This is a genomic window from Veillonella sp. ICM51a (assembly GCF_000524355.1).
GTDB classification, from domain to species: Bacteria; Bacillota; Negativicutes; order Veillonellales; family Veillonellaceae; genus Veillonella; species Veillonella atypica.
Genome location: NZ_JAPX01000023.1, coordinates 178,558 through 201,058, shown reverse-complemented (window position 1 = coordinate 201,058; position 22,501 = coordinate 178,558). Strand labels below are relative to the sequence as shown.

The following is a 22,501-nucleotide window of genomic DNA, read 5'->3' as shown; positions in this document are numbered from 1 at the left end:
TTCAGCATATGAATGAAGATAAAGTTTTAAATCTCTTAGGCTTGGCACAACGGGCCGGAAAATTGAGTTCCGGAGATTTCATCGTAGAGAAAGCGATGAAAAAGAAAACCCCTAAGCTTGTTCTATTAGCAGGTGATTGTGCGGCCAATAATGAAAAGAAATACATACAATTAGCAGAATTACATCATATCCCATTGCGTAAAGTCGGCAGTAAAGAAACATTAGGTACGGCTATAGGCAAAGAAGTACGTGTAGTGGTAGCCGTAGAGGATGATGGATTTGCAAAAGCATTACTAAAAGAGATTGATCAGTAAGAAGGGGGTATGTAGATGTCCAAAAAGCGCGTACATGAAATCGCTAAGGAATTTGGCGTTGAAAGTAAACAGGTTATTTCTATTTTGCAACAACATAATTTTAATGTTACAAAAGCCGTTAATACAGTAGATGATGCAGGTTATACTGTGGTGAAAAACCAATTAGGTGGTAAATCTAATGGGGCCGATACAAAGGCAGCAGCTGCTCCTGCTAATCCAAGCAAACATGAAAAAGCTGCAACACCTAATAAAGCTGTAAAAACAGATAAACCAGCAAAAGAACAGAGCCATAAAAAAGTGGCTAAACATGATGATAAGAAACATGACGATAAGAAATCTAATGTTCGTCATGTACAAATTAATGAGCCTACTAAAAAACAAAATAATGGCCAAAAACAAGATGGTCGTAACCATCAAAAACAAGATCGTCCAAATGGTAATCAACAAGGCCAAAAAAATGATGGTCAACAAGGTCAAAAAAATGACAACCGTCACAATGGTAATGCAGATAACCGCAACCGCAATGGCCGTGTAGATAATCGCAACAATAATGGCGGTAACCAACAAAATGGCAATGATCGTCGCAATAAGAAAAATAAAAAAGGTAACAATCGCCCACAATCCTTATTGTCCACTTCCATGCAAAAGAAGAAAAATAAGGTAAAACATCGTAACGAGCAATACTTGCAACATAAAGCGGAAGAAGAACGTAAAGCACAAGAAGCAATCGCTACGGAAATCGAATTAAGCGGTCCTTTAACAGTAAAAGAATTGGCTGAAAAAATGGGCCGTGAAGTATCTGAAATCATCAAAAAATTGATGCTTTTAGGTGTTATGGCTAGCATTAACCAAGAGGTAGATGTTGATACAGCTACTATCGTAGCAGAAGATTTTGGTGTAACCGTAACAGAAGTAGAACCAGAAGAAGATCCTACAGATATCATCGAAATTGAAGATGCACCAGAAACATTGAAACCTCGTCCTCCTGTTGTAACTATCATGGGTCACGTTGACCATGGTAAAACATCCTTGTTGGACGTAATTCGTCAAACCAATGTAACAGCTGGCGAAGCGGGCGGTATTACACAACATATCGGTGCGTACCAAGTTCGTTATAATGACAATAAGATTACATTCCTTGATACACCAGGCCATGAAGCTTTCACAGCGATGCGTTTACGTGGTGCAAAATCTACAGATATCGCAGTTCTTGTAGTAGCTGCCGATGATGGTGTAATGCCTCAAACAATTGAAGCTATTAACCATGCTAAATCTGCCGATGTGCCTATCATCGTAGCCATCAACAAAATGGATAAACCAGGCGCTAACCCAGATCATGTTAAACAACAACTATCTGAACATGGTTTATTGCCAGAAGAGTGGGGCGGCGATGTTATCATGGTTCCTGTATCTGCTAAACAAAAACAAGGTATCGATGATTTGCTCGAAAATATCTTGCTCGTAGCAGAGGTTATGGAATTAAAAGCGAACCCTAATCGTAAAGCATATGGCGTAGTTATCGAAGCTCAACTTGATAAGGGCCGTGGTGCTGTATGTACAGTGCTCGTTCAAAAAGGTTCTCTTCGCGTAGGCGATACAGTTCTTGCTGGTACCGCATATGGTAAAGTCCGTGCCATGTCAAATGAACGTGGAGAAAAGGTTAAGGTTGCTCGTCCATCTATGCCAGTCGAAATCTTGGGCTTCTCCGAGGTTCCACAAGCTGGTGAAATCATTTATGGTATGGATGATAATGAAGCACGTACAATCGCTGAAAAACGTATTGCTAAACAACGTGTACAAGAATTACAAGCTACTCACAAGGTTACATTGGATGATATCTTCAACCAAATTCAACAAGGTGAGTTGAAAGACCTTAACATTATCATCAAAGCGGACGTTCAAGGTTCCGTAGAAGCATTGCGTCAATCCTTGGAAGGTATTAAAAACCCTGAAGTTCGTATCGTTATCGTTCATGCTGCCGTAGGTGCTATTAACGAATCTGATATCATGTTGGCATCTGCATCTAATGCAATCGTAATGGGCTTTAATGTACGTCCAGATGCAAATGTTCGCCGTGCTGCGGAACAAGAAAAGGTAGATTTACGTACATATCGTGTCATCTATGATGCTATTAATGACGTTGAGTCTGCTATGCGCGGTATGTTGGCACCTCAATTTAAAGAGGTTGTCGTTGGTCGTGCAGAGGTGCGTCAAGTTATTTCCACACCTAAGGCCATCGTTGCTGGTTCCTATGTAACGGAAGGTCGTATTACGAATGATTCCGAAGTACGTTTGATCCGTGATGGTATTGTCGTATTTGAAGGTAAGGTTGATTCCTTACGTCGTTTCAAAGACGAAGTGAAAGAAGTTAAAACATCCTTCGAATGCGGTATCTCCTTGGAAGGTTACCGCGACATCAAGGAAGGCGACGTAATCGAAGCGTACTTGATGGAAGAAGTTGCACCTCAAATTTAGGAGGTTACTATGAGTGATGTTCGTGTAAGAAAATTACAAGAATTCATCAAACAAGAAGTAAGTCAAATGTTGATGCGTGGGTTGAAAGACCCTCGCATCGGCTTTACTACAGTTACCGATGTCCACGTGACAGGTGATTTGCGTGAAGCTACGATTTATGTTTCCTTGTTTGGTTCTGATAAAGAGAAAGAAGATACTCTTATCGCTTTAAAACATGCATCTGGCCATGTGCGTACCGAACTTGGCAAGGTATTAAAATTGCGCCATATTCCAACGATTACCTTTGATAAGGATACATCTTTGGATTACAGCATGCATATTGAATCCCTTTTGAATGAAATCAAAAAGGATGAAGAAACAAATTAACACAAAGGATACAGAACATGAGTAAGATCACAATTAATCAATTACACATGGCTCTGTGTGAAGCTAATTCTATAATGCTCACTGTCCACGTACGACCAGATGGCGATGCTATTGGTTCTATGGTTGCCTTTTATGAGGCTCTCGTAGCGCAAGGCAAGACTGTGTATATGGTCGTGGATGATGTAATACCTGAAAAATATTCCTTTTTATCGTATATTGATCAAATTAAGGATGTTGCCTATTTTGAAACACATCCTGTACAGGTTGATATGCTAATGGTATTAGATGCTAGCACGTATGAACGGATTGGCCGCGTAGGTGCACTCTTTAGTGCACCTATTTTTAATATAGATCATCATATTTCTAATTCAGAATTTGCAGATCATCTATATTTAAAACCTGATTTTGCGGCTACTGGTGAAATTATTACGGACTTGTGCGAACAATGGAATTGGCCTATTACAGAGTCTATGGGCAATGCTCTTTATATGGCGATTGCCACCGACTGTGGATTCTTTAAATTTAGTAATACTACAGCTAATACACTTAAAATGGCTAGCCGTTGTGTCGCTGCTGGGGCTCGCCCTAATGTTATTTCCGAAACGATTGAGGCCGTAAGTGCAGCACGTCTTGAATTAACGAAACAGGTAATGCAAACTATTGCTTTTTATAAGGATAATCGCGTTGCTACTATCGAGCTATCTCCAGAGGTTATGTCTATATTAGGCGACGACACAGATGGATTCGTCGACATTATTCGTAATGTAGATACTGTTGATGTGGCCATTTTATTGAAAGGTGAAAGCACAAATCGCACGCGTATCAGCCTTCGATCTAAGGGGACAGATGTGAATGCTATTGCTAATCATTTTGGCGGTGGTGGTCATATACGTGCTGCTGGTTGTACTATAGAAGGTTCTATCGATGAGGCTAAGTCTCGTCTGTTGGAGGTTATCAAATAATGGATGGAGTGCTGCCATTTTTGAAACCTCCTGGTATTACCAGTCATGATGCTGTAGGTATATGTCGTCGCATTTTAAAAGAAAAACGAATTGGTCATAGTGGCACATTGGACCCTATGGCCTATGGTGTATTGCCTATCTTTTTGGGTAAGGCCACACGTCTCATTGAATACACAGATGGATTTAATAAGACCTATGTAGCAGAATGTAAATTTGGTACCTTTACTGACACTGAAGATAGTACGGGACAGCCGGTATTACCTGACGATGATATGAATCTCACTAGTGGCGTTACATTACTGGCGGATCACTCTGCAATTAATGAACGATTGATACCGCCAACGTGGGATGAATTATCATCAGTGCTATCTAGATTTGTTGGCACACAAGAGCAACGCCCATCCAAGTACTCGGCTATAAAAATTAATGGTATACGGGCTTATGAATATGCACGTAAGGGGATACCTGTAGAGTTACCAATGCGAACCATTACGATTTCTAATATTGAGTTGGTAGCTTATGGTTTTCCTTATTTTACAATTCGTGTCACCTGTTCTGGTGGTACCTATATTCGTTCGTTGTTACGTGATATATGTATTCAATTAGGCATTCCTGGAACTATGACTTCCTTGGCAAGAACTTGTGTGGGGCCTTTTGATATTCAATCTGCCTATATAGCGGAGGAATTAACGATTCACGGTGAAAAATTGTTGTTGCCTACGGATATTGCGGTATCTCATCTTTCAAAAGTGGACGTAGATAGTGTACAATTAAAGATGATGGTACAAGGTAAGGAATTACCAATCGTAGAGGCCTTTTCTCATACGATTCCATCTAACAAGTATAGAGCTTATGGACCTCATGGGTTTGTAGGCATTCTAAAACGAACGAAACATTCACTTAAAGTGGACAAAAATATTTTTATTGAAGGATAAGTATGAAACAGTTACACTCGTTTGATGAATTACGTCAAATTAATCGTAAAATCGTATACGCATTAGGCACATTTGATGGTGTACACCGTGGTCATCAACGGGTCATTGGTAATGCAATAGCAGAGGCTAAGGCGCATGATGCCGTTACGGTTCTCGTCACATTTAGTGCGCATCCTATGACTATATTGCAACCTGGAGATGTTCCTAAACGGGTATTATCTGCCGATATTATGGATGAAATCTTAGAATCTCTAAAGGTAGATTATATCTTACGATTGCCTATGAATTTGGACATATTCAATATGTCACCTGATAAATTCTTAGACGCCCTTTGTGGTGATATAGATGTTGTAGGTATCGCAATTGGTACTAACTTTACATTTGGTGCCAAAGGGGCTGGCAATCCTCAGTTAATGCGGGAACGTTTGTCTGCAAAAGGGATTCATATCATTGTTGAACCTTTGCTATCTACAGAAGAAGGTCCTATTTGTAGCACGAATATACGTAAGGCTATAGAAGAAGGGCATATGGAACAAGCGGCGGCTTGGCTCGGACGTCCATACCAGTTTAGAGGTATCGTCATAAAAGGTGATCAACGAGGCCGTACATTAGGATTTCCAACAATTAACTTTTTATTGCCAAATGAGATGGCAATCCCACCTGATGGGGTATATGCTAATCGGGTTTGTATAGATGGCATTTGGTATGATGGTGTTGGAAATATAGGGGATAATCCAACTTTCAAAAATCAATATCATCGATGTGAAGTACATGTATTTGATTTTGACCAAGACGTATATGGTAAAGAAGTAACTGTTCAATTTATATCATATATACGCGGTGAGGTTAAATTTAATAATTTGCAAGAATTGATCGACCAAATGAAGGTCGATGAGGAAACAGCAATTCGGATTTTACGTAATAACCCATAAGGGGGAACTATGGATATTAAAGACGCACGCAAACAAATAGATACTATTGATGCACAGTTAGTAAACTTATTTGAACAACGTTTATCTATCATTAAATCAATTGGTAAATATAAGGATGAACATCATTTACCACTGATTGATGAAGAACGGGATCATGAGATCATTTCTAGTCTTAAAACTGAATGTGACGATTCACGTATGTTGACATATATTGAATCTTATATGAAGGATGTTATTTCGATTAGCAATGAGTTCTTAAAAGAACACATGCATAAGCATATTTTCCTAATTGGTATGCCTGGTGCCGGTAAAACTACGGTCGGTAAAATGTTAGCTAAAGAATTAGGACGAGATTTCTATGATTTGGATCAAACGATTCAAGATAAAGTGGGGAAAACCGTACAAAATATCTTTATCTATGATGGAAAAGATGCATTTAGTAAGTATGAATACGAAACAATTAAAGAATTGATTCATAATAAACCATCTGTTATTGCTACTGGTGGTGGCACAGTGACATCTGAAAAAATTGTAAATCTCATGAGAAATAATGGTTTAGTTGTCTTTGTTAATCGCGACGTTAACCATATTCTCGATGACTTAGATTTAGAAATTCGTCCACTTGTGAAAGAAAGTATTGAATATATTTTCAATGTTTACGAGGAACGTTATCCTTTATATGAAAGTGTAGCTCATATTAAGATTGGCAATGAAGGCAGCATTACTGACGCTGTTCAAGAAATTATCGAAGCATTACCTAATACGGAGAAATAATGGAAGTATTACGAGGATTTGTATACCGAATTATATATCAGAACACACAGAACACGTATTGTGTATTTCTTGTGAAAGATTATAATGAGGAATACATTACTTGTACTGGTCGCTTTGAAGCCCCAAAAGAAGGGGAAGATATTGAGATTAAAGGCCGTTATGTAGAACATCAAAAATATGGCATTCAGTTTGATGCATCTAGTATAGAAAAATTAAAACCCGATAATATGGGTGCTGCTAGAATGTATTTGATGAACTTAGGCATAAAGGGATTAGGCGAAAAATCTGTAGAGAAAATCTGTGATTATTTCGGCCTCCGGTTATTAGATGTACTGCGTGAAGAGCGGCCAGAAGAAATTAAAGATGTGCCAGGTTTACGCAAAGGCGTTAAAGAGGAATTATATAATACATTACTCGGTGAAGGTATATTATCCGATTTAAACCATTTCTTTGAGTCTCATCAAATTTCTTCTAAATGGTCTCGCACTGTGTACACATATTATGGTGCATCCTCTATAGATGTCATACAGGATAATCCCTATAATTTATTGCGTATCGCCCCAGATATGTTGTTCAATACGGCTGATACATTAGCTATGAATTTAGGGCTTGATGCTGATGACGAGCGACGATTAGAGGCTGGTGTAAACTGGATTTTAGGGAATTTAGATAATCAAGGTCATACGTGTTTACCTGTCGATGAATTGATAGGGCGTACCTACGATTTATTGCAAGTAGATGCAGATTTAATAGCTAACCATATTGACTCATTAATTTCTCAAGCCATCATGTATAGTACCTATTATGATGATATACTCTATGTATATCCACCTGAAATGTATGTATCTGAAGTAGAAGGTGTACACTATACGCGTGATTTCTTAATTGAAGCTGATCCTATATCTCTAGATATTCCAGATTTTATTGAGCGATTTGAAGCAGATAATCATATTACCTTTGGCCCTGAACAGAAGGAAGCTATAGAATTATCATTTTTTGAAAAATTTTCGCTTATTACCGGTGGACCTGGCACTGGTAAAACTACGATTATTAAAGCCTTAGTTAAGGGTTTTCAATTAGGTGGATTAGGACGTATTATTCTTTGTGCCCCAACGGGACGTGCAGCAAAGCGTTTAACAGAGGCCACTGAGTTTGAAGCCACAACTATACATCGCTTGCTCATGCCTGTAGCTGGCAGTGATTCCTATGATTTTACAAAAAATGAAGATGATCCTCTTGATATAGATGTTATTATCATCGATGAAGCATCCATGCTCAATGTGCGATTGTTTTATTCTCTAATGTCAGCGATTCCTCGTGAGGCCCATGTTATTATCGTAGGCGATGTGGATCAGCTGCCTCCTATAGGTGCTGGATTCGTATTGAAAGATTTACTTGATAGTGATATGGTTCCGTATACGCGTTTACAACATATTTATCGTCAAAGTTCTGGTAATAGTATCGTCGATAGTGCGTATGCTATTAACCGTGGTGAAATGCCAAATCTTGATACGACTAGTGATGAATTCACTTTCATTTCCGTTAACTCTCTTGGTGATATGATGAAAGCCATCGTTGATGTGTATAAACGGGAAAAAGAATTTGTCGATGATGAACTTGATATTCAAATCATTTCGCCTATGCGTAGAGGTAAGGCTGGCAGTACAAGTATATCTCAATATGTGCAGCAATCCGTAAATCCTCCAGATAGTTATAAAGGAGAGGTGCGTGTTAATGGAATTACATTCCGCGTTGGTGATAAGGTAATTCAAGTTCTTAACAATTATGAATTAGAAGTTTTTAATGGTGAAATTGGCATTATTTATGCCATTACTAAATCTGATATCTGCATTCGCTTTATTCATAAAGAGGTTCGCCTATCTATTGATGAAGCGCATATGATTATGCCTGCTTATGCTATAACAGTTCATAAAAGTCAAGGCAGTGAATATGGTGTTGTTATCATTCCATTTGTTCCTATGTACGGTGGTATGTTACAACGGAACTTACTCTATACTGCCGTGACAAGAGCCAAGCGAAAGGTTATCATGATCGGTACAAAGAGTTCTGTAGAGCGTGCTGTTAAAACGGTTAATGGTGAAGAACGATATACATTATTTAAAGAACGTTTACAAGGAAGATGTGATGGATAATGAATCTATTTGATTTTTTATTTCCTCCTGTTTGTCCTCATTGTGGTACCCATGTACAACAACAAGGGGATTGGTGTGATGCTTGTATTGAAGAAGTTCTACATGTAAGACAAGTGCCATCTAAATTACTGTCCTCGCTAAATTCTGCTTGGATTCTAGCTGACTATCGAGGTGGTATTAAATCCATGATATATGACGTTAAATTTAACGAAAAAAAGGAGCAGTCCAAAGGGGCTGCTCCTTTTTTAGCATCGTACAACTTGAGGATGCACGATTATAGGCCTCATTATGTGATTCCTATACCATCAAGTGCAGAAAAAAAGAAGGTTAGAGGATATAATCAGGTAGATCTATTTTTTTATGATTGGGTGTTCTCATTTTCAAATTCTAACCGTATTGATGGTAGAAGCAGCGATGACAGTGTAAATGGAGTTATGGAATATAATACTGAAAAAGAGGTCTGTTATAAATGGTTTGATTGTTTATATAAAATGGATACCCATAAAGAAATGTGGAGCTTATCTGGTAGTGAACGTCATAGCACAATCGATAAGGCATTTATGTGGAAGGAAACTTGCGATTCCTCGTTGTTATATGATAAGCGGATTTTATTAGTTGATGATATATTTACGACAGGAGCTACCTTAGAGTCAGCTGCACGAATACTAAGAGCATATCATCCTCAATATATTGAAGCATTGACATTAGCTAGTGGTAGTTTTTAAAAATAAAAGGCTGTAATAGATTTTGTTCTATTACAGCCTTAATTATGTTGTTTAACCTAGTACATCGATAAATGCTTTTACAACATCTGGATCAAAGAGGGAACCTGATGCGCTAAACAATTCTTCTTTTGCTTTAGCTTTTGTTTTTGCCCAAAATTCAGTGGATGGATTCACAGTGGAATCATAGTAATCCGCAACAGCAATGATACGTGCCCCAAGTGGAATGTTGGCGCCACGTAAATGTTTTGGATATCCGGAACCGTCCCATTTTTCATGATGGTAACGAATATATGATAGGATTTGTTGACAACATGGATAGTTTTCAATCATATTAGCACCACTAGCAGCATGTTGTTTATATTTTGACATTTCTTGCTTGTTCAAGTATGGTGCTTTTTGAATCATCGCATTAGGAATCATCAAAAGACCTACATCATGTAATAGTGCAGCATGACGGATTTGTTCAATTTCATTTAATGGTAATCCCATTTTTGCAGCAATACTAACTGCATAATTGGAGACTTGTACAGAGTGCGTATACAAGTGATAGCTTTTCATTTGTATCATTTGTAATAGTTGAGCACTAATGGCCTCTAAACTATCTTTCTCCAGTTCATACAGCCCGGACGGCTGCATCAATGATAACATAAACATAATAAACCCCTCTACTATACAAATATGTAAAGTCCCAACCCCAAGGACTTTACATCGTACAACTTATAGTCCGTTCTTCTTTAACAGTATTCGTATTATACAACAATTTTTATGCTTTGTGTATCGGTATAATGTTTGGTTTTTGAATAGGTATTCATATTTAGCATAATAGAAAGTGTTGACAAAAAAGGAATGCATTAAGAATGGGATGTAAAAATCGTGTTTTAAGAATTATAATAGAAAAATGAAGAATTATTTTATATTCCTATTCCTATTTTCTATACATTGAAATTAAGACTTGCATTTTTTATTCTCACAACAGTGATATTGATAAATACATATGTTTGCGTTAACTGCAAATAATAAAGATATAGACATAGATATAATTTATAATCTATAATATTAAAATACGGGTCTGTGGTTGTAAGTCGAGGCCAGTCGCAGGCAAAACGATCCACATAAGCAGTCCAAAGGGCTGTGAGCATGGTGCGGCTTAGATGTAAGTCCTGCCGGGAAACCGAGAGGAGTAGTAGTGGGGGGCCATGGGCTTATGAGCGAACCTTCCAGCAGGCGAGTGTGGGGGCAAAGACCAGGTCAGCCGTATAACGGGCACATGAGGCTTTTCTCATGTGCTTTTTTCATTTATACAGATGTATAAATGAAAATTGTAGATATTGCGTTTGTTAAGCTATATTTTGTATACAAAGAGCGTATATTAATACATATTATGTATAAAAATTAATAGAGAAATCATTAAAATATGGAATTTTTAAAATATTATATACATTATTATTGACATAATTATTCCGTGTATATATACTATATAAATAAACTTAGTTATATATGAGGTTATAAGAAGATGTTTAATAAAAAAGTAAAAAAATTAGTTCTCGGTAGTTTGATGGTTGTTATGGCTGCATCTTTAGTTGGTGGTTGTGGATCTTCTTCTACAACAACGTCTAATAAAAAGTTAATTGTTGGCACAAATGCTACATTTGTACCATTCGAATTTAAGGACGATAAGACTCAAGATTATGCAGGTTTCGATATCGATTTGATTCGTGCAATTGGCAAACGTATTAACAAAGATGTAGAACTTAAAAACGTTGCCTTTGATGCGTTGATTCCAGCATTAAATACACATGATATTGATGTGGCAGCTTCTGGTATGACAATCACCAAAGCACGTAGTGAAAAGGTATTATTCTCATCTCCATACTATGAAAATGCATTAGCTATTGTATATAAAGATTCTAATAGCATTCATTCCTTAGACGATTTGAAGAATAAAAAAATTGCTGCTCAAATGGGGACAACTGGTTCCGATTTAGCGCATAAGATCGAAGGTACTTCTGTAAAAGAATTCGATCATAGTAATGAAGCGTTGTTAGAGTTGCAAAATGGTGGTGTTGATGCTACTGTTATTGATTTACCAGTTGCTCAATATTACAGCACAAAACATCCTGATGAACATATCCAAATCTTGCCATATCCAAATACAAAAGAGTACTTAGGTTTGGCTTTGAATAAAGATAATAAAGCTTTACAAGAGGAAATTAATAAGGCTATTGCTGATATGAAAGCAGATGGTGAATTTAATACATTATATAAAAAATGGTTTAATGTAGATGCACCTGCAGATATGCCTGTTGTGTTGGATTTTAAATAATTAGGGAGTTGTAAATGGACTGGAATGTCATAACGAATAATTTACCATTATTATTATATGGGGCTTTAATGACCATAAAAATTACAGCTGTTGCTGTAAGTTTTGGTTTCATTATCGGTTTAATTGTTTCCTTAGCTAGAATGTCGAATTTCGTAATTGTTCGATTGATTGCTAAATGCTATGTAGATGTGATTCGTGGTACTCCTATGTTGGTACAAATCTTTATGATCTATTTTGCATTACCTCAAATCATTGGCACTCGAATCGATCCTTATATAGCAGCCTGTGCAGCATGTAGTATCAACTCTGGTGCTTATGTATCCGAAATATTCCGTGCGGGTATTCAATCTGTAAATAAAGGGCAAATGGAAGCCGGTCGTTCACTAGGTTTGTCTTGGTGGCAAACTATGCGCTTTATTATTATTCCGCAAGCGTTTAAAGCATCAATCCCTCCTTTGGGTAATGAATTTATTGCCATGCTAAAAGATTCTTCTTTAGTTTCTGTTATTGGTTTTGAAGAATTGATGCGTCGTGGTCAATTAATTATCGCTAAAACCTATGCGGCTACTGAAATTTTGGGAACGGTTGCCATTATCTATCTATGTATGACAATACCGATTTCTCGATTGGTTGCTTACCTTGAAAGGAAATATAACGTAAAATGATAGAATTAAAAGATGTGCGAAAATCATTTGGTAAAAATGAAGTATTAAAGGGCATCAATCTACAAATTGATAAAGGTGAAGTTGTTGTAATCATCGGTCCTTCAGGATCTGGTAAAAGTACAGTTTTGCGGACGATGAATTATCTAGAGGAACCTACCAGTGGTCATGTAATTGTGGATGGCATGGATTTATCTGATAAGAATAAATTGAATGCTGTACGCACAGAAGTGGGCATGGTATTCCAAAACTTTAATCTATTCCCACATATGACCGTATTGGATAATTTGATATTGGCTCCCGTAAATGTAAGAAAAACGGATAAGAAAGAAGCACAAAACATTGCTATGAAACTATTAGAACGTGTTGGATTATCTGATAAAGCTCAAATGTATCCGGATTCACTATCCGGTGGTCAAAAGCAACGTGTTGCTATTGCACGTGCATTAGCTATGAAACCGAAGGTAATGTTATTTGATGAACCTACATCGGCACTTGATCCAGAAATGGTACGCGAAGTATTGGATGTAATGAAATCTTTGGCTGATGAAGGTATGACGATGGTTATCGTTACACATGAAATGGGCTTCGCTAAAGAGGTTGCGGATAGAGTGTTATTTGTCGATGGTGGTCAAATCCTAGAAGATGGCACACCAACACAAGTATTTGATGCACCTTCTAGTGATAGAACAAAATTGTTCTTGTCTAAAATTTTATAGATTCTTAGGAACAGCACTCATAATTACGTAGTTTATAATTATGAGTGTTTTTTGTTACCCGTTATCTTATAATAAATTTTGATAAATTATATATATTTACTTTAGAAACTACTGTAATTAAGTGATTTTTTAAATCTGTTAATTCATATAAATAGATATTAGATATAAATATTTGTGATAAATATACAGTTTATGCATTTGTTAAGAGCAAAAAATATTTATAATACTTATATATTTTAGTTATAATGAAATAAATATGAGTCTTTATACTATAGAATATATAGAGTAAAACCAATAATTAAAAGGAATTAAGAATAAAATTTATTTATTTCTTAGAATTGAATCTGCATAATAATTTAAATGAAATACGAGCGTTCTAATTTGATATTTTATACACGCTATGTTATTATACAGATATAGAGCAAGACAGTAAGACAATATATATTTTATAGGAGGATATTACCCATGTTAGGTAAAGTAAAATGGTTTAGTGCAGAAAAAGGTTATGGATTTATTGAAAGAGAAGATGGTAGCGATGTATTCGTTCATTTCTCTGCTATTCAAGACGAAGGTTTTAAATCCTTATCTGAAGGTCAAAATGTAACATTTGACATTGTTGATGGCAATCGTGGTCCACAAGCAGCAAATGTTGTAAAAGCGTAAACATATACCAAATATTACATAAAAACTAAATTAAAAAAATCCCAACATCTTATTTGTTGGGATTTTTTGCACATTTAATAGTGTGCAATACATATTTCTACAAAAAATATAAAAATTTTTATCAAAAAAGAGGAGTTTTATATGTAGATGTAGAAATACTAATTAAGACACCAGAAATAGAGTAATAAGAACATTCTAACAACTGGTCGTTGATTTTTAGAAAGGGTGTTGACATATGAAAGTAGCAATCAGAGGTAAAAACATTGAAGTAACTGCGGCTCTTCGTGAGTATGTAGAAAAAAGATTGGGTAAGTTAACCCGTTACTTTGATGATGAGTTAGATGCACAAGCAGTATTATCTGTAGTGCGTGATAAAGCAACCATTGAAATTACATGTTTCGTTGATAAAATTGTACTTCGTGGCGTAGAAACAAATGATGATATGTATGCAGCAATCGATTTAGTAGTAGATAAAATCGTTCGCCAAATTCATAAACATAAAACTCGTTTGGCAAAACGTTTTAAACGTCAAGAAGCTTTCCATCCAGATGTAGCACCTCTTGATACACCTGTAGAAGAAGAAAAAATTGAAGTAGTAAAACGTAAACATTTTGCTGTTCGTCCTATGGATGTAGAAGAAGCTATCTTGCAAATGAACTTGATTGGACATGATTTCTTCATGTTCTTCAATGCGGAAACAGAAACAATGAATGTAGTATATCGCAGACATGATGGTTTCTATGGTTTGATTGAACCAGAATTAAAATAATATGATCGATTATTCAATTAATTATCTTTCTACGTTGATTTAATCGAGTGAAATATAGAATGGATACCAGAAATGGTATCCATTTTATATTTCTAGTTGTATATCTATAGAAAAGCCTTGAATTCTTTGACTATTCAAGGCTTTTTCGTTATAATGAATTAGATATAATAATGTAAGATATCCCGAAGAGGAGTGATTTGTTTGTTCGGCTTTTTACAAAGTCTTATAGGAAATAATAGCGCAAAAGAAGTTAAAAAAATGCGCAAAATTGTAGATCATATTAATGAACTAGAACCTAATTATGTAAAATTAAGTGATGCTAATCTCGTTGCTAAAACTGATGAGTTTAAACGTCGCTTACAAAAGGGAGAAACGTTAGACGATATTTTACCAGAAGCTTTTGCCGTATGTCGTGAAGCATCTAAACGTGTACTTGGTATGCGTCATTTTGATGTGCAAATGCTAGGTGGTATTTGCTTGCATAGAGGTAATATTGCAGAAATGCGTACTGGTGAAGGTAAGACCTTAGTTGCTACCTTAGCTGTATATCTTAATGCTTTATCCGGTAAAGGCGTTCATGTTGTTACTGTCAACGATTACTTGGCTACACGTGATAGTGAGCAAATGGGTCGTTTGTATAATTTTTTAGGCCTTTCTACTGGTTTAATCGTTGCAAATCTCGATTATAATCAACGTAAAGAAGCATATGCTGCAGATGTAACATATGGTACTAATAATGAATTTGGTTTCGATTATCTTCGTGATAACATGGTGTCCGATGTATCTCAAATGGTACAACGTCCGTTGAACTATGCCATCGTCGATGAAGTTGACTCCATTTTGATCGATGAAGCGAGAACTCCGCTCATCATTTCTGGCCCTGGTAGTCGCTCTACTGACAACTATTATAAATTGGCGCAAGTTGTACCACATCTTGTAAAAGATGAAGACTATACAATCGATGAAAAACAAAAGACGATTGCACCGACAGATTCTGGTATTACAAAAGTTGAAAAAATGTTAGGCATCGAAAATTTATATGATGCTGATAATATTGAACTCAACCATTTACTAGGTGCCTCTTTACGCGCTTATGCTATGATGCATCGCGATACAGACTATGTAGTAAAAGATGGTGAAGTTGTTATTGTCGATGAGTTTACAGGTCGTTTGATGTTTGGCCGTCGTTATTCTGATGGTTTGCACCAAGCTATTGAAGCAAAAGAAGGTCTTAAAGTTGAACGTGAAAGCCAAACATTAGCATCTATTACGTTCCAAAACTATTTCCGTATGTATGAAAAATTGTCTGGTATGACTGGTACTGCTAAGACGGAAGAAAAGGAATTTAATGATATTTATGGCTTGGAAGTAATTCCTATTCCTCCAAATCGTCCTTTGATTCGTGTGGATTTACCTGACCTTATCTTTAAATCTAAAGCAGCAAAATATCGTGCTGTTGTACGAAATGCTGTAGAACGTCACCAAACGGGTCAACCTATTTTGATTGGTACTACATCTATCACTCAATCCGAAGAACTTTCAGATATGTTATTGCGCGCTGGTGTACCACATAAGGTATTGAACGCTAAACATCATGAACAAGAAGCGGAAATTGTTGCCAATGCTGGTCAAATGGGTATGGTTACAATCGCCACAAACATGGCTGGTCGTGGTACTGATATTACATTAGGTGAAGGTGTGCCTGAACTTGGTGGTTTAGCTATCTTAGGTACTGAACGTCATGAAAGCCGTCGTATTGATAACCAATTACGCGGTCGTGCCGGCCGTCAAGGTGATCCAGGTTCTTCACAATTCTTCCTATCTTTGGAAGACGACTTGATGCGTATCTTTGGTGCTGATAATATTTCTGGCATCATGGATAAACTAGGAATGGAAGAAGATGAACCAATTGAACATTCCTTAATCACAAAATCTATCGAACGTGCTCAAAAGAAAGTTGAAGATCATAACTACAATATTCGTAAATATATCTTGGAATATGACGATGTTATGAATCAACAACGTGAAGTGTTATATGAGCAACGCCGTCGTATATTAGGAAATGAATCTTTAAGAGATACCATTAATGAAATGATTGACAAGCTTGTAACTGAAGCTGTTGATACATATGCTGATGAAAAATTGTATCCTGAAGAGTGGGATTACGAAGGTTTACATAAACACTTGAGTCAATACTTCTTGACTTCTGAACTTATGTCTACAGAAGAAATGGAAGAATATACACGTCAAGAATTGGATGAACGTTTACACGAAATCGCACATAGCGAATATCAAGATCGTGTTGATCTTTTAGGTGAAGCGATGTTTGGCCAACTTGAAAAAGCGATTATGCTACGTGTTGTCGATAGTAAATGGATGGAACATTTGGATAATATGGATATGCTTCGTGAAGGTATTGGCCTTCGTGCATATGGTCAAAAAAATCCTTTGGTTGAATATAAATTTGAGGCCTATGATATGTTCCAGCACATGATTGAATCTATTCAAGATGAAACAATCATGGCATTGTACAAAATTCGTGCACAATTGATTCAAGAAATTGAAGAACCAGTTGATCACTTAGAAGGTGCACAACCCCATCATGAAGATGTGTTGGAGCCACAAAACATAGATTAACATTTGTGAATGGCACGTTGCTCAATGGGAAAACACCTTCTGGGCAACGGCCATTTTTCATTTTAAAAATACAGTAAATCGTTACTATGTACATGTAGTAATTCTATAAAGGTGGTGAACATAAATTGTTAGAGGATTTAAAACCAATTATCTCTGGTTTAGAAGAGCGAATTTATGGAATGAGGGATTCACTTTAACATAGCTCAGAAAGAAGAACGAATCTTCACACTTGATGTACAGATGAGTGATCCTACATTTTGGGATAATCCTGATAAGGCTCGTGAGATTTCTCAAGAGGCAACACAATTAAAAAACTCTGTAGAGGGGTATAAGCAGTTAGTGTCTGATATCGAAGATGCTAGTGTCATGTTGGATATGGCAATTGAAGAAGAAGATACCTCTATGGAGGGGGAAATCAAACAATTTGTAAATGGCATTCAAGAGGCTGTTGAAAAACAAGAGGTATTGCTTTTGCTCGGCGGAGAATATGATCAGAATAATGCTATTCTTACATTCCATGCTGGTGCAGGTGGTACAGAAGCACAAGATTGGTGTTCTATGCTGATTCGAATGTATTTGCGTTGGGCAGAAAAGACAGGGTTTTCCGTGGAACTTATGGATGAACAACCTGGCGATGAAGCGGGAATCAAAAGTGCAACATTTCTTATTAAAGGCGAAAATGCCTTTGGCTATTTAAAATCTGAAAAAGGTGTTCACCGTCTCGTTCGTATATCGCCATTTGATGCTGCAGCACGTCGTCATACTTCATTTGCAGCTGTTGACGTAATGCCAGAAATTGATGATACTGTGGAAATCAATATCGATATGAAAGATGTCCAAGTTGATACATATCGTGCAAGTGGTGCCGGTGGGCAGCATATTAATAAAACGGATTCTGCTGTTCGTATGACGCATAAACCAACAGGCATTGTAGTTCAATGTCAATCTCAGCGTTCTCAAATGCAAAATAGAGAACAAGCTCTTCGTTTATTACGTGCAAAATTATTTGAATTAGAACTTGAAAAGCAGGCTGAATTAAAAGAACAAATTGGTGGGACATACCAAGCTATTGAATGGGGAAGCCAAATTAGATCCTATGTATTCCATCCTTATAATATGGTAAAGGATCATCGTACATCGGTTGAAACTGGTAATGTACAGGCTGTTATGGATGGCAATATCGACCAATTCATAGAAGGCTATTTAAAGAAAGAAGCTAATTTAACAGTATAGGTGCTATAATGAAAAAATTTTTAATATTCATCGTCTTGCTTATCATTGTATGTGTGGTGGGTGCTCAATTTGTAGTTCCAAAATATATGGAATCTATTGTAGAAGATGAGTTAAATCAATCACTTAAACCTTCCAGCCAAACTGTAGTTATTGAATCTACACCCGCCTTTAAACTGGTTTACGGACAAGCAGATCACGCGGCAGGAACATTGGAAAATGTTCAATTAGGAAAGTTGAATTTTTCTAGTCTTCATTATGAGGCAAATAATATTGTTATTAATCCTATTTCTCTCATTGCATCTCATGAGGTTGAGGTCCTAAGTCTTGGTCCATCCTATGTAGAAGGTATTGTATTAGAGGATGATTTAAAGAAATTCCTGATTCAGAATACAGAAGGTCTACAGGATGCTAATGTAGTAATTAATAATGACCGTATAGCATTAACTGGGACTGTTAACATTATGGGATCTTTGAAAGGAACAGCTAGTTTGGAAGGCGCCTTGCAGTTGAAAGATAATGTTTTATCATTTGCTCCTAGTCGATTTACAGTTAGTGGATTGACTATTGCAGGTATTACATCACAACAATTGCATCCTATTGCTATCTATGATTTTAATAATTTCCCAGTTCCGGTTAAAGCTGAGTCTGTTAACGTTGAACATGGAGAAATTCATATTAAGATTAAACCTGTACTCAATTAGAAAGGAAATATCGTGCATACTGTTAAGAAAACTAAGCACTCATTAGTTCTTATACTATGTATCATAGTAGGACTTATTTCAGCACTCTATTTAGTAATGGAGCGCAATACAATTGAAAAGGCACAAAATCATATTGAGAATATAGTAGATTATGATGCTGTACTTCGAGCTAATGCTTTTGAAAAACGTAGTCAAAAAGATGCTTTTGATGCACTGAAAGAGGCGGGAATAACGGCATTTGCCATTTATGATAGAACATTAGAAAAGGCAAATGACGCTGGTGAAATTAAATTACTTTCATCACAAGATATGTCCGATGTTCGAATTAATGGTGGTTCTATTAAACCAGGCGCTACTTATGTTGCACTTATTCCTGGTAAAGAAGGCTATTATAAGGAAATTCGCGAAGACCTATATCATCGTATTAGTAAAGAAAAGGTTAAAGAACTTAATACTAGTATAGGACCCGTTTTAGAATTACAAGGTGCTACTTCAGATAGCTATGCGAAGATGAACTTAGGCATCTCTAAGATTCAAGCCATGGAAGTGGCCAATCGCGGATTTAATGTAATTGTTCGACCTACTAATTATCGCAATGTTACATCTGATGATATTAAATATGTATTTAATCGTCTAGATGGGGTTCCTCATGTAACAGGTATTATATTTGCTGGTAAAGAGGCATTAGGTGCACCAGATCATATTGATGAAACCTTAGAGGCTATGAATAATCTTCATATTCCATTGGTTGGTATTGAAGCTGTTAATCAGTTGCAATATGAGCCTCAGTTAGGATTCTTAGATATGGCGGCTAAGAAGAATTACAGTGTAGGTCGTGTTTACACAATTTCTAAAGATGAGTTAAAGAAGATTACTCCGGAAGAAGCGGCTCAACGATTCTATATTAGCGATATTGAACGCAATATTCGATTTAATTTATTCCCTATGTATGAAGTAGGGCAAAATAATGAAACTGTGTTACAAACAACGATTAACTATGTACATAGTGCAACAGATAAATTGAGTGCTAAGGGCTATGAATTTGGGCCAGCAGATATTTATCCTGCCTATACACCTAATCCTTTATTAGTTGTTCTAACAATGATTGGTAGTATTGCCTTATTTGTGTATGTAGGACAAATGTTTATAGCTATGTCACAACACAAACAATTAGTTCTATTTTTTGCACTATCACTACTATCCATTGTTGGATTTATTGTAACTAGCGGTACATTATTAGTTCAAATTTGGGCTTTATCTGCAGCTATTATGGCACCTGTTGGAGCCTTGGTGATTCTTATGGAAGAATGGCGCAGATCAGATGGTACACGTCCTATAGGTGCGTGGAAATCTACGCTACTCGCATTACTCTATCTCGTAATAGCAACATTATTTGCTGCTATTGGTGGCATGTATATTGCGGTATTATTAGGTAATACAAAATTCTTTATGGAATTTGAAATCTTTAGAGGTGTAAAACTTACCTTCGTATTACCAATCATCCTTGTTATGATTGCATATCTACAACGCTTTCCATTATGGAAAGGTCGCATGATCAACTCTGGAACAGAAGCTAAGCAATTCATTAAAGAATTTCTAACTACAGATGTAAAAATGTATGTGTTCTTTGTGTTTGCTGCTATAGGTGCTGCGGCTTGGGTATTTGTAGGCCGTAGTGGTCATACGGCAGGTGTGCCTGTTCCAACATTTGAACTCGTATTGCGTAGATTCCTAGAGAATACACTATATGCTAGACCAAGAGAAAAGGAATTTATGATTGGTCATCCATTGTTGATGCTCGCAACATTTGCATTCCTACGTAAATGGCCTATGGTTATTCACTTTGTATTAACTATAGCTGGCGTTATCGGCGTAGCTTCTATGGTTGAAACTTTCTGTCATATTAGAACACCTGTCTTCATGTCTATTATGCGTGGGTATGATGGCTTGTTGCTCGGTTGTGCTATAGGTATTGTTCTTATTCTTGCAGTTCGTTTCTTCATTTACATCTCGCAATGGGCTATGCATCGGGAGGACAGTCATGAGTAATATCGTTATTTCCGGTTACTATGGCTTTGGTAATGCTGGTGATGAAGCTATGCTTTGCGCCATTATCGACGCTATTCGTGATGTAGAAGACGATGCACATATTACGGTTATCTCCGGCAATCCTCAAGAGACTAGTAGAAAACATAATATTAAGGCTGTTGGAACATTTGCTGCCTTTGGTATTTTGAATGCCATACGTAATGCTGATTTAGTGATTAGCGGTGGAGGTAGTTTATTACAGGATGCTACAAGTATTCGGAATACCTATTATTATCTAAGTATTATGGGGCTTGCAAAATTACTCGGAAAACCTGTTATGCTGTACTCTCAAGGTATTGGTCCTTTATATCGTAAATCTACAAAACGAGCTGTTAAATTTATGTTGAAATATGTAGATGGAATTACAGTTCGTGATTCCATTTCGAAAGATGAGTTGAATGGTCTAGGAATTTACGATGTTGAGGTTACAGCGGATGCTGTATTAGCTATGCATAAGGCCAATCCTAGTATTGGTGCTAATATTTTAACCAAATATAATTGTGCTCCTATTGAAAGTGGTAGGAAACGCATCGGCATTGCTGTGCGTAGTTGGAAGGATGATACAGCGTATAGACAGAGTTTAGCAGATGTATTGAGCCGGTTAAGTTTAGAGCAAGATGCTGAAATAGTATTCATACCTATGTCTCATCCTGATGATACGAAGGAAGCAAAGATTATAGCTTCATTAATGAAGGTAAAACCAATCGTATTAGAAGGACCTTTTACTACAGAAGAGCAACTATCCTTATCTGGCAATGTAGATCTAATGATTGGCATACGCCTACATGCACTTGTATTTAGTTCCTTAATGGGAAAACCAGTTATTGGTATTTCCTATGACCCTAAAATTACAAGTTTTTTACATATGATTGAACAAGAACCAATTGGTACTATGACAGAATTAGATTCTAATGTTCTATATGATCGATGTGTAGAACTTTTACAATCTACAGAATCCTATCAACATTCATTCAATCGCATTCAAACATTGCGTAAGGTATCAAAACGCAATGCGGAATTTGCTATTTCACTTTTAGAAGAGTATTAAATATAAATTGGAGATTATCCAG

The 22,501-nt window shown here is 36.6% G+C and carries 20 protein-coding genes; 19 read left to right on the top strand and 1 reads right to left on the bottom strand.

Features of this window, described 5'->3' with window-relative positions:
* Positions 1 to 8: 8 nt before the first annotated feature.
* The 9 genes from HMPREF1504_RS04095 to HMPREF1504_RS04055 are packed head-to-tail and all read left to right on the top strand — an operon-like array spanning position 9 to position 9,636.
* Complete coding sequence (locus HMPREF1504_RS04095; RefSeq protein WP_005378872.1) at positions 9 to 314, top strand: ribosomal L7Ae/L30e/S12e/Gadd45 family protein; 306 nt, start codon at positions 9 to 11, stop codon at positions 312 to 314.
* A gap of 15 nt (positions 315 to 329) precedes the next feature.
* On the top strand, positions 330 to 2,789 hold the full coding sequence (gene infB / locus HMPREF1504_RS04090; protein WP_038123626.1) for a translation initiation factor IF-2: 2,460 nt from the start codon (positions 330 to 332) through the stop codon (positions 2,787 to 2,789).
* Between the two features lie 9 nt (positions 2,790 to 2,798).
* Positions 2,799 to 3,155, top strand: a complete 357-nt coding sequence (gene rbfA, locus HMPREF1504_RS04085) for a 30S ribosome-binding factor RbfA (protein ID WP_005380901.1) — start codon at positions 2,799 to 2,801, stop codon at positions 3,153 to 3,155.
* A 17-nt stretch (positions 3,156 to 3,172) separates the two neighbouring features.
* Complete coding sequence (locus tag HMPREF1504_RS04080; protein WP_038123623.1) at positions 3,173 to 4,117, top strand: bifunctional oligoribonuclease/PAP phosphatase NrnA; 945 nt, start codon at positions 3,173 to 3,175, stop codon at positions 4,115 to 4,117.
* Complete coding sequence (locus tag HMPREF1504_RS04075; RefSeq protein WP_038123621.1) at positions 4,117 to 5,052, top strand: tRNA pseudouridine(55) synthase TruB; 936 nt, start codon at positions 4,117 to 4,119, stop codon at positions 5,050 to 5,052. Before HMPREF1504_RS04080 ends, HMPREF1504_RS04075 begins: the two co-directional genes overlap by 1 nt.
* A 2-nt stretch (positions 5,053 to 5,054) precedes the next feature.
* Entirely contained in the window at positions 5,055 to 5,984 is a 930-nt protein-coding gene (locus HMPREF1504_RS04070) for a bifunctional riboflavin kinase/FAD synthetase (protein ID WP_038123619.1), read from the top strand.
* A 9-nt stretch (positions 5,985 to 5,993) separates the two neighbouring features.
* Positions 5,994 to 6,758, top strand: coding sequence for a shikimate kinase (locus tag HMPREF1504_RS04065; protein WP_005380867.1), 765 nt, complete (start codon positions 5,994 to 5,996; stop codon positions 6,756 to 6,758).
* A complete protein-coding gene (locus HMPREF1504_RS04060; protein WP_038123617.1) occupies positions 6,758 to 8,911 on the top strand; it encodes an ATP-dependent RecD-like DNA helicase in 2,154 nt (717 codons plus the stop codon). Before HMPREF1504_RS04065 ends, HMPREF1504_RS04060 begins: the two co-directional genes overlap by 1 nt.
* Positions 8,911 to 9,636: a ComF family protein gene (locus HMPREF1504_RS04055; protein ID WP_038123615.1), complete on the top strand. Its 726-nt coding sequence runs from the start codon at positions 8,911 to 8,913 to the stop codon at positions 9,634 to 9,636. The genes HMPREF1504_RS04060 and HMPREF1504_RS04055 overlap by 1 nt, the downstream gene beginning before the upstream one ends.
* Before the next feature lie 51 nt (positions 9,637 to 9,687).
* Here the strand turns inward: HMPREF1504_RS04055 and HMPREF1504_RS04050 are convergent, their stop codons facing one another.
* A complete protein-coding gene (locus HMPREF1504_RS04050) occupies positions 9,688 to 10,290 on the bottom strand; it encodes an HD-GYP domain-containing protein (protein WP_005378919.1) in 603 nt (200 codons plus the stop codon).
* Between the two features lie 859 nt (positions 10,291 to 11,149).
* On the opposite strand from HMPREF1504_RS04050, the gene HMPREF1504_RS04045 reads away from it, so the two are divergent.
* The 10 genes from HMPREF1504_RS04045 to csaB all read left to right on the top strand — a co-directional run bounded on the left by HMPREF1504_RS04045 (position 11,150) and on the right by csaB (position 22,479).
* A complete protein-coding gene (locus HMPREF1504_RS04045) occupies positions 11,150 to 11,959 on the top strand; it encodes a basic amino acid ABC transporter substrate-binding protein (RefSeq protein ID WP_005378814.1) in 810 nt (269 codons plus the stop codon).
* Positions 11,960 to 11,973: 14 nt separating this feature from the next.
* Complete coding sequence (locus HMPREF1504_RS04040) at positions 11,974 to 12,624, top strand: amino acid ABC transporter permease (protein WP_038123612.1); 651 nt, start codon at positions 11,974 to 11,976, stop codon at positions 12,622 to 12,624.
* Positions 12,621 to 13,340, top strand: a complete 720-nt coding sequence (locus tag HMPREF1504_RS04035; RefSeq protein WP_038123610.1) for an amino acid ABC transporter ATP-binding protein — start codon at positions 12,621 to 12,623, stop codon at positions 13,338 to 13,340. The genes HMPREF1504_RS04040 and HMPREF1504_RS04035 overlap by 4 nt, the downstream gene beginning before the upstream one ends.
* A gap of 465 nt (positions 13,341 to 13,805) precedes the next feature.
* Complete coding sequence (locus tag HMPREF1504_RS04030) at positions 13,806 to 14,003, top strand: cold shock domain-containing protein (RefSeq protein ID WP_005379075.1); 198 nt, start codon at positions 13,806 to 13,808, stop codon at positions 14,001 to 14,003.
* Between the two features lie 235 nt (positions 14,004 to 14,238).
* On the top strand, positions 14,239 to 14,772 hold the full coding sequence (gene hpf / locus HMPREF1504_RS04025; RefSeq protein ID WP_005378989.1) for a ribosome hibernation-promoting factor, HPF/YfiA family: 534 nt from the start codon (positions 14,239 to 14,241) through the stop codon (positions 14,770 to 14,772).
* 201 nt (positions 14,773 to 14,973) lie between these two features.
* A complete protein-coding gene (gene secA / locus HMPREF1504_RS04020) occupies positions 14,974 to 17,409 on the top strand; it encodes a preprotein translocase subunit SecA (protein ID WP_005378795.1) in 2,436 nt (811 codons plus the stop codon).
* Between the two features lie 125 nt (positions 17,410 to 17,534).
* A protein-coding gene (prfB, locus tag HMPREF1504_RS04015) for a peptide chain release factor 2 (protein WP_227041155.1) occupies positions 17,535 to 18,642 on the top strand; the annotation gives its coding sequence in 2 pieces (ribosomal slippage) (positions 17,535 to 17,591 and positions 17,593 to 18,642; 1,107 coding nt in all).
* 8 nt (positions 18,643 to 18,650) lie between these two features.
* Entirely contained in the window at positions 18,651 to 19,343 is a 693-nt protein-coding gene (locus tag HMPREF1504_RS04010) for an LmeA family phospholipid-binding protein (RefSeq protein ID WP_038123607.1), read from the top strand.
* A gap of 12 nt (positions 19,344 to 19,355) precedes the next feature.
* Positions 19,356 to 21,392, top strand: a complete 2,037-nt coding sequence (locus HMPREF1504_RS04005) for a DUF5693 family protein (RefSeq protein WP_038123605.1) — start codon at positions 19,356 to 19,358, stop codon at positions 21,390 to 21,392.
* On the top strand, positions 21,385 to 22,479 hold the full coding sequence (csaB, locus tag HMPREF1504_RS04000; RefSeq protein WP_038123604.1) for a polysaccharide pyruvyl transferase CsaB: 1,095 nt from the start codon (positions 21,385 to 21,387) through the stop codon (positions 22,477 to 22,479). The genes HMPREF1504_RS04005 and csaB overlap by 8 nt, the downstream gene beginning before the upstream one ends.
* The last annotated feature ends 22 nt before the right edge of the window (positions 22,480 to 22,501 follow it).